The organism is Microbacterium sp. (assembly GCF_041909575.1).
Classification (GTDB): domain Bacteria; phylum Actinomycetota; class Actinomycetes; order Actinomycetales; family Microbacteriaceae; genus Microbacterium.
The window spans coordinates 1-7,618 of sequence record NZ_JAYRDE010000033.1 but is presented as its reverse complement, the minus strand read 5'-3'; the positions used below and the strand labels follow the sequence as shown (position 1 = coordinate 7,618).

The window sequence follows — 7,618 nt, the reverse complement described above, 5'->3', positions numbered from 1 at the left end:
TCGACTCGCTCGCGGCGCTCCTTCCCGACGAGGCCGAGAGGGTGGACGGCGACACCACCGTCACCGTCACGCCGTCCGACCTGCGCGTCGGAGATGTCGTCGTCGTCCGCCCGGGCGGGCGCGTGCCCGCCGACGGACGCATCGTGCAGGGCTCGGCGAGCATGGACGAGTCGATGATCACCGGCGAATCCCGGCCGGTCCGACGTGGCGACGGCGACCCGGTCGTCGCGGGCACGGTCGCCACCGACTCGGGAGTGCGCGTGCGGATCACCGCGGTGGGCGACGACACCGCACTGGCCGGCATCCAGCGCCTGGTCGCCGAAGCCCAGAACTCCTCGTCGCGCGCGCAGCGCCTCGCCGACCGCGCCGCCGGCTGGCTGTTCTGGTTCGCGCTCGGCGCCGCGGCGATCACGGCCTTCGCCTGGACGGCCATCGGCCTGCCCGACGAGGCCGTCGTGCGCACGATCACCGTGCTCGTGATCGCGTGCCCTCACGCGCTCGGCCTGGCGATCCCGCTCGTCGTCTCGATCGCGACCGAGCGCGCGGCCCGCGCCGGCGTGCTCGTGAAGGATCGCCTCGCGCTCGAGAGCATGCGCACCGTCGACACCGTGCTCTTCGACAAGACCGGCACCCTCACCAAGGGCACGCCCGCCGTCACGGCCGTGGAGCCCGCCCCGGGCCACGACGCCGACCACGTACTCGCCCTGGCAGCCGCGGCGGAGGCCGATTCGGAGCATCCGCTCGCCCGTGCGATCGTCGCAGCAGCCCGGACGACGGGACTTGCCGTGCCGACGGCGACCGAGTTCGTCTCGGCGCCGGCCGTCGGCGTGAGCGCCCTGGTCGACGGCAGTCGCATCCAGGTCGGCGGACCCCACCTGCTCGCGCAGGAGCACGGCGCCGAACTGCCCGTCGCCGATGAGTGGCGCGGCGAGGGCGCGATCATCCTGCACGTGCTCGTGGACGGCGAGGTCGCGGGCGCGCTGCGCCTGGCCGACGAGGTGCGCCCGGAGTCCCGCCAGGCTGTGAACGCCCTTCGTCAGCGGGGCGTGCAGGTCGTGATGATCACGGGGGATGCCCAGGCCGTCGCGGAATCCGTCGCCGCAGAGCTCGGCATCGACCGGGTCTTCGCCGGCGTGCGCCCCGAGCACAAGGCATCCACCGTGAAGGAGCTGCAGGCCGAAGGCCGCAGGGTCGCGATGGTCGGCGACGGCGTGAACGACGCCCCCGCTCTCGCGCAGGCCGACGTGGGCATCGCGATCGGGGCGGGAACGGATGTCGCGATCGCGTCGGCCGGAGTCATCCTGGCCAGCGACGACCCGCGCTCGGTGCTGTCGGTGATCGAGCTGTCGCACGCGAGCTACCGCAAGATGACGCAGAACCTGTGGTGGGCGGCGGGCTACAACCTCGTCTCGGTGCCGCTCGCCGCCGGAATCCTCGCACCGATCGGCTTCGTGATGCCGATGTCGGTCGGCGCGATCCTCATGTCGGTCTCGACGATCGTCGTCGCGCTCAACGCCCAGCTGCTGCGGCGGCTGGACCTGAGCCCCGACGCGGTCGCCGGCCGCTGATCCCCCACCCCCGACCACCGGAAACCCTGGAGAACCTCATGAAGATCCGCACCGCCGCGGCGACCGCCGCCCTCGCCCTCGCGCTCACGCTCGTCGGCTGCGCCCCGGGCGCCGGCAGCGACGACACCGACGACATGCCAGGCATGGATCACGACGGCTCGTCGGAGTCCGCCGAGTTCGACAGCGCCGACGTCATGTTCGCGCAGATGATGATCCCGCACCACGAGCAGGCCGTCGAGATGTCCGACGTCCTGCTCGCGAAAGACGGCGTGGACGAGGACGTCGCCGCTCTCGCCGAGCGGATCAAGGCCGCGCAGCAGCCCGAGATCGACCTCATGGAGGGATGGCTCGAGGACTGGGACGTCGACACGCCCGCGAGCGGGATGGATCACGGCGACGGGATGATGTCGCAGGGCGACATGGACGCGCTCGAGGACGCGACAGGGGACGAGGCATCCGCTCTCTTCCTCGAGCAGATGATCGAGCATCACGAGGGCGCGATCCTCATGGTCGAGGGCGAGGTCGAGGCCGGCCAGAACCCCGACGCGATCGCCCTGGCCGAGAAGATCATCGAGGACCAGACGGCCGAGATCGCCGAGATGGAGCAGCTGCTCGGGGGGTCGTGAGCGGCGAGCGTCCGCACGGCCGGCGAGTTGCAGAAGTTCGGGTCGCCGTCAAGGCCTCACGCCGCAGCCGTCCGGCCCGCCATTCTGGTGCCATCATCTGCTTCTGAGCACCCTGGAGGCCCCGATGCTCGCTCCCACCAGCACCCCGAGACGCGACCGTCATCCCGACCTCCAGTGGGTCGGCGACGGTGCCTGGGTCGCGAGCGACCCGTTTGCTGACCAGAGCGACCCGCACCGCGTGATCGCCTACCTCGAGTGCAAGGACTCGCGCGTCTACGTGCTGTGGGTCAGCGGCGCGACCGGAGTGTGCGAGTTCCCCTCCCTGCGCGAGGCGCTCGACGCCATCGCGGAGCGCCTGGCGCCGCAGACAGCCTGATGGCCACCGGCCGGCTGGTGTGCCGGTCGATGGCCATCGGACGCCGCGGCGCGGCCGCGCCCGCAGGTCAGCTGATCTTGCGACGGTAAATCGCGATCGCGAAGCCGTACGCCACCACGAGGATCGCGACGAGCCACGCCAGCGCCACCCAGATGTCGGCGCCCACCGGCTCGCCCGCGAACAGCGCACGCAGGGTGTCGACGATCGAGGTCACCGGCTGGTTCTCGGCGAACCAGGCAACCGGCGCCGGCATGGACTCCGTCGGCACGAACGCCGAGCTGATGAACGGCAGGAAGATCAGCGGGTAGCTGAACGCGCTCGCCCCGTCGACCGTCTTGGCCGACAGTCCGGCGATGACGGCGATCCACGTCAGCGCGAGGGTGAACAGCGTGAGGATGCCGATCACCCCGAGCCAGACCCATACCGACGCGCCGGTGCGGAACCCCATCAGGAGCCCGACGCCGATCACGATTCCGATCGAGACGAGGTTCGCGACGAGCGAGGTGAGCACATGCGCCCACAGCACGCTCGAGCGTGCGATCGGCATCGACTGGAACCGCTCGAAGATCCCGCCCTGCATGTCGAGGAAGAGGCGGTACGCGGTGTATGCCACTCCCGATGCGATGGTGATGAGCAGGATGCCGGGCAGCATGTAGTCGATGTAGGACTCCTGCGAGCCGAGGTCGATCGCCCCGCCGAACACGTACGTGAACAGCAGCATCAGCGCGATCGGGGTGACCGCGGTGGTGATGATCGTGTCGGGGCTGCGCAGGATGTGCCGGAGCGACCGGCTGGTGAGCACGGCGGTGTCGCCGATCACGTGCGTGGTCATGACAGTTCCTTTCCGGTCGTGGCAGCCGAGGCCGCGTCGTCGTCGGTCTCGCCGACCAGCGCGAGGAAGACCTCTTCGAGGGTCGGCTGCTTCTCGATGTACTCGACCTGCGCGGGCGGCAGGAGCTTCTTGAGCTCGGTCAGCGTGCCGTTCTGGATGATCGTGCCCTTGTGGAGGATCGCGATGCGGTCGGCGAGCTGCTCGGCCTCATCGAGATACTGCGTGGTCAGGAGCACGGTCGTGCCGTTCTTCGCGAGCTGCGTGACGGTCTGCCACACCTCGATGCGCGCCTGCGGGTCGAGGCCCGTCGTGGGCTCGTCGAGGAACACGATCGGCGGGTCGCCGATGAGGCTCATCGCGATGTCGAGCCGGCGGCGCATGCCTCCGGAGTACGTGGCGGCCTTGCGCCCGCCCGCCTCGGTGAGCGAGAACCGCGCGAGCAGCTCGTCGGCGATCGCGCCCGGGTCCTTGAGGTGGCGCAGCTGCGCCACGAGCACGAGGTTCTCGCGTCCGGACAGCACCTCGTCCACGGCGGCGAACTGCCCGGTGAGGCTGATCGACTGACGCACGTCGCCCGGGCGGGCGGCGACGTCGATGCCGTTCACGGTCGCACTGCCGGCATCCGCTTTCAGCAATGTCGCCAGGATGCGCACGAGCGTCGTCTTTCCGGCCCCGTTCGACCCGAGCAGGGCGAAGATGCTTCCCCGCTCGACCTCGAAGTCGACGCCGCGGAGCACCTTGAGATCCTTGAACGCCTTCTCGACGCCCTTCACGGTGATGGCTGCGGCGGTCATCGTCCGTCCTTTCCCTCGAGTCCCTTGATGGTGTCGGTGAGGCGGTTGCGCTCCTTGTCGATCCAGCGCTTGCCGGAGTAGGCGGCGGCGAAGGCCTCGGCGAACTCCACCGGGTCGTCGCCCACGATGTCGGCAACGGGCGTCTCGTCCGCGGCAGCGCGCTCCCACAGGTCGGCGAAGTCGTTCAGCATCGTCATCATCACCGCGGGGTCGCCGTCGGTGATGCCGCCGTTGTACATGAAGTACCGCTCGAACGCGTTCGCCGCGGTCCGGTACGGCTCGGGCAGTGCGGCGATCCGCGCCTTGTACTGGCGGTAGGCCTTCTTGTCCGAGAGCGATCCGGTGACCAGTTCGTACCACTTGGCAGCCATGTCAGTTCTCTCCTTCTGTGTCGTGTGTGCGGAGCTGATCGATCCGTTCGGAGAGGAAGCTCCACGTCCCCCAGAACTCTTCGAGCTGGTCGCGCCCTCGCGCGTTCAGCGTGTAGACCTTGCGCGGCGGACCCTTCTCGGACGGGACCTTCTCCACGTCCACGAGGCCTCGCTGCTCGATGCGCACCAGCAGTGCGTAGACGGTGCCCTCGACGAGGTCGGAGAACCCCTGATCGCGCAGCTGCGCGGTGATCTCGTACCCGTACGCGGGCCTGCCGGCCAGCACCGCGAGCACGATGCCCTCGAGAGTGCCCTTCAGCATCTCGGTCATCTGATTGCCCATCGGCCCCTCCTCTACTCTGTCTCGCTGACTACCACTAGACGGTAACACTGAGTACCGGTACTTGGCAACACTGAGTACGAAGAATTTCCGGATGCCGCAGCTCTGTCAAGACCGTCGGCGCGGGCGTGCCCGGTCGCTAGCGTCGAGCGCACGACGACGGAAGGACGAACCATGACCGATGGGATGACCGACGAGGAGAAGCGCCGCGACCAGCTCCTGGCCGCGCCGGCCGCGACCGAAGAGGACGCCGCACCGCGCATCGACGTCACGGACCGCGGCGACGGCATCACGCGCATCGACGTGCGCGACGACGCCGTGGTGCGTCCGGGCAATCCCGAGGAGGAGCCGGAGGAAGACGAAAGCTAGGTCGCGCGCGGCATCCCGGTGACCAGCTCTTCGAGCAGGTCGATCGCCGCGTCGACGGTCTGTTCGAGCACCCGCTCCGGATCGCCGTCGAACGCGTACCGGCGGTGGCCCTCCCCCGCGGCGGTCGACCAGCCGAGGTACACGGTGCCCGGTTCATGCCCGTCCTGCGGATCGGGGCCGCCGACGCCGGTCGTGGAGACCGCGACATCGACCTCCAGCAGCGCGCCGACACCCGCGGCGAGCTGCTCCGCGCACGCCGCGGAGCACGGATCCGTTCCCGGCGTCAGGCCGAGCACCGACTCCTTGACTTCGGTCTGATACGCGACGACGCCACCGGCGAACCAGTTCTCCGCATCGCTGCCCTTGCCGATGGAGCTCGCCAGCAGGCCGCACGTGAGCGACTCCGCGAGGCCGATGCGGATGCCGCGTTCCTTGGCGACATCCGCCAGTGCTTGCACTCGATCCGCCATCGCCGCGTCGCCCTTCCTCATCGCCGGCGGCTGCCTCCGCCCTCCTTCCACGGGTACGCGGCGGGCGGCGGCGGTGTCAACCCCTTGTCGCAGCGTCGTCAGTCAGCGCATGCCGGCGAGCGCGGCGAGCGCGTCGCCGGTGAGGCGCTGCGTCGTCCACTCGTCCATCGGGACGGCGCCGATCGCACGGTAGAAGGCGATCGAGGGCGCGTTCCAGTCGAGGACGGTCCACTCCAGTCGGGAGTATCCGCGCTCGACGCACACCGCGGCGAGGGACGCGATCAGGGCCTTGCCATACCCGCGACCGCGCTGAGCGTCGTCGACGAAGAGGTCCTCGAGCCAGATCCCGTGCCGGCCGGTCCAGGTCGAGTAGGTGAGGAACCACATCGCGATCCCGACGATCTCGCCGTCCCGCTCCACGACGTGGGTGAACACGCGCGGGTCCTCGCCGAACAGATTCTCGGCGAGCGCCTCGACGGTGTTCTCGACGGCATCCGGCTCGCGCTCGTACAGGGCCAGGCCGTGGATGCAGGCGAGGATGCCGGGCTCGTCGCCGGGGCGCGCCGCCCGGAGCACGGCGCCGTCGGTCAGGGTCGTGGGGTCCATGGATCGAGCCTAGGACGGGCCGCCGCGGGCACCGTGCCGCCGCCACGAAGATCGCCCCGGGGCCGAAACCCCGGGGCGATCATCATGCGATGTGCGGTCTCTGTGTCCGGTTCCCTTTCGGGTTCCTTCGTCTCTGTTTTCTCTTCGCAGGACTGAATCTACTCAGCCCGCGCACGCCGTCAAGAGTTCATCGAGAAGTCATGTCGACGTCAGGTTGAAGGTGAGAATTCGCGGGGTTGCGGCATCCGATCGCCTACTCGTGACCGACCAGCTTCAGGCCGACGACGCAGCCGACGAGCCCGAGGATGAGGAACATCTTCACGAAGGAGAACGCCTCGTCGCCGGTGATCATCGCGTACGCCACGGTCAGGGATGCGCCGATGCCGACCCAGACCGCGTACGCCGTGCCGGTGGAGATCTCGCGCATGGCCAGCGCGAGCCCGCCCATGCTCAGCAGCAGGGTGACGCCGAAGACGACGGTGGGCCAGAGCTTGGTGATGCCCTCGGATTTGCCGAGCGCGGTGGCCCAGACGGCCTCGAGGACGCCCGAAAGGATGAGGATGACCCACGACATGACTGTGCTCCTGGCCAGTCTTGTCGCTCACCGGGTACTGATCCGTCGTCCGGGGATCCGGTTCGGGATCCGCAGCCCAGGCTAGCCCGGCATCCTGGTCACCCCCTGTGCATTGCGCGTCTCAGTCATCCCCCACGCGGCGCCCGCAGCGTGCGGGGTGCGGAGTGCGCCGATCTGCGGACATGTGCCGGATGACGGATCCCGCAGGCCTGAAGCATCCGTCATCGTGCACATCTCCGTCATCCTGCACGCGTGACCCACGGCACCCCGCCACCCTTCCCCGGGCACGCCGTCCCCGACCCTCGCGGCGCATAACTCCTGCACTTCGCGGGCCGAGGGGGACCGCGCGCCCGGAATCACGCGGGACAAGGCGGCGCGCTGCGCCAAACTGCAGGAGTTATGCGCCCGGGGGAAGCTGCGCAAGTGCCGAGCCGGTGACCCCGCCAGGTGGATGCCTCGAAGGCGCCGGGGTGCGCCGTCCCCGACCCTCGCGGCGCATAACTCCTGCACTTCGCCGGCCGAGGGCGACCGCGCGCCCGGAATCACGCGGGACGGCACGGCCCGCTGCGCCAAACTGCAGGAGTTATGCGCCGAGGGATGCCGCGCCGGCGCCGGTTCGGTGGCCACGCCAGGTGGATGCCTCGAAGGCGCCGGGGTGCGCCTTGCCGGACACTCGCGGCGCATAACTCCTG

11 protein-coding genes and 1 riboswitch are annotated in these 7,618 nt (G+C 69.6%); of the genes, 4 read left to right on the top strand and 7 right to left on the bottom strand.

Translation table 11 applies throughout. The features are described from left to right. The 3 genes from ACE3O1_RS06745 to ACE3O1_RS06735 form a co-directional block, all read left to right on the top strand. Positions 1 to 1,568, top strand: a 1,568-nt coding sequence (locus ACE3O1_RS06745) for a heavy metal translocating P-type ATPase (RefSeq protein WP_374313738.1), incomplete at its 5' end; no start/stop codon positions are given. Between the two features lie 38 nt (positions 1,569 to 1,606). Then, the gene (locus tag ACE3O1_RS06740; RefSeq protein ID WP_374313736.1) at positions 1,607 to 2,194 is read left to right on the top strand and encodes a DUF305 domain-containing protein; all 588 of its coding nucleotides are present in this window, start codon (positions 1,607 to 1,609) and stop codon (positions 2,192 to 2,194) included. 124 nt (positions 2,195 to 2,318) lie between these two features. Further along, positions 2,319 to 2,570, top strand: a complete 252-nt coding sequence (locus ACE3O1_RS06735; protein WP_374313734.1) for a hypothetical protein — start codon at positions 2,319 to 2,321, stop codon at positions 2,568 to 2,570. A gap of 67 nt (positions 2,571 to 2,637) precedes the next feature. Here ACE3O1_RS06735 and ACE3O1_RS06730 read toward each other — a convergent pair whose 3' ends face one another. The 4 genes from ACE3O1_RS06730 to ACE3O1_RS06715 are packed head-to-tail and all read right to left on the bottom strand — an operon-like array spanning position 2,638 to position 4,910. Further along, positions 2,638 to 3,402, bottom strand: coding sequence for an ABC transporter permease (locus ACE3O1_RS06730; RefSeq protein ID WP_374313732.1), 765 nt, complete (start codon positions 3,400 to 3,402; stop codon positions 2,638 to 2,640). Further along, positions 3,399 to 4,196, bottom strand: coding sequence for an ABC transporter ATP-binding protein (locus ACE3O1_RS06725; protein ID WP_374313730.1), 798 nt, complete (start codon positions 4,194 to 4,196; stop codon positions 3,399 to 3,401). Before ACE3O1_RS06725 ends, ACE3O1_RS06730 begins: the two co-directional genes overlap by 4 nt. After that, a complete protein-coding gene (locus ACE3O1_RS06720; protein ID WP_374313728.1) occupies positions 4,193 to 4,567 on the bottom strand; it encodes a DUF1048 domain-containing protein in 375 nt (124 codons plus the stop codon). The genes ACE3O1_RS06725 and ACE3O1_RS06720 overlap by 4 nt, the downstream gene beginning before the upstream one ends. Position 4,568: 1 nt before the next feature. Continuing rightward, positions 4,569 to 4,910: a PadR family transcriptional regulator gene (locus tag ACE3O1_RS06715; RefSeq protein WP_374313725.1), complete on the bottom strand. Its 342-nt coding sequence runs from the start codon at positions 4,908 to 4,910 to the stop codon at positions 4,569 to 4,571. Positions 4,911 to 5,081: 171 nt separating this feature from the next. On the opposite strand from ACE3O1_RS06715, the gene ACE3O1_RS06710 reads away from it, so the two are divergent. After that, positions 5,082 to 5,276: a hypothetical protein gene (locus tag ACE3O1_RS06710; protein WP_374313723.1), complete on the top strand. Its 195-nt coding sequence runs from the start codon at positions 5,082 to 5,084 to the stop codon at positions 5,274 to 5,276. Here ACE3O1_RS06710 and ACE3O1_RS06705 read toward each other — a convergent pair. The 3 genes from ACE3O1_RS06705 to ACE3O1_RS06695 form a co-directional block, all read right to left on the bottom strand. After that, a complete protein-coding gene (locus ACE3O1_RS06705) occupies positions 5,273 to 5,767 on the bottom strand; it encodes a CinA family protein (RefSeq protein ID WP_374313720.1) in 495 nt (164 codons plus the stop codon). The genes ACE3O1_RS06710 and ACE3O1_RS06705 overlap by 4 nt on opposite strands. A gap of 81 nt (positions 5,768 to 5,848) precedes the next feature. Continuing rightward, positions 5,849 to 6,352: an N-acetyltransferase family protein gene (locus tag ACE3O1_RS06700; protein WP_374313718.1), complete on the bottom strand. Its 504-nt coding sequence runs from the start codon at positions 6,350 to 6,352 to the stop codon at positions 5,849 to 5,851. Positions 6,353 to 6,605: 253 nt separating this feature from the next. After that, positions 6,606 to 6,926, bottom strand: coding sequence for a multidrug efflux SMR transporter (locus ACE3O1_RS06695; protein WP_374313716.1), 321 nt, complete (start codon positions 6,924 to 6,926; stop codon positions 6,606 to 6,608). Positions 6,927 to 6,935: 9 nt separating this feature from the next. Then, positions 6,936 to 7,000: riboswitch (guanidine-III (ykkC-III) riboswitch) on the bottom strand. Positions 7,001 to 7,618: the final 618 nt, after the last annotated feature.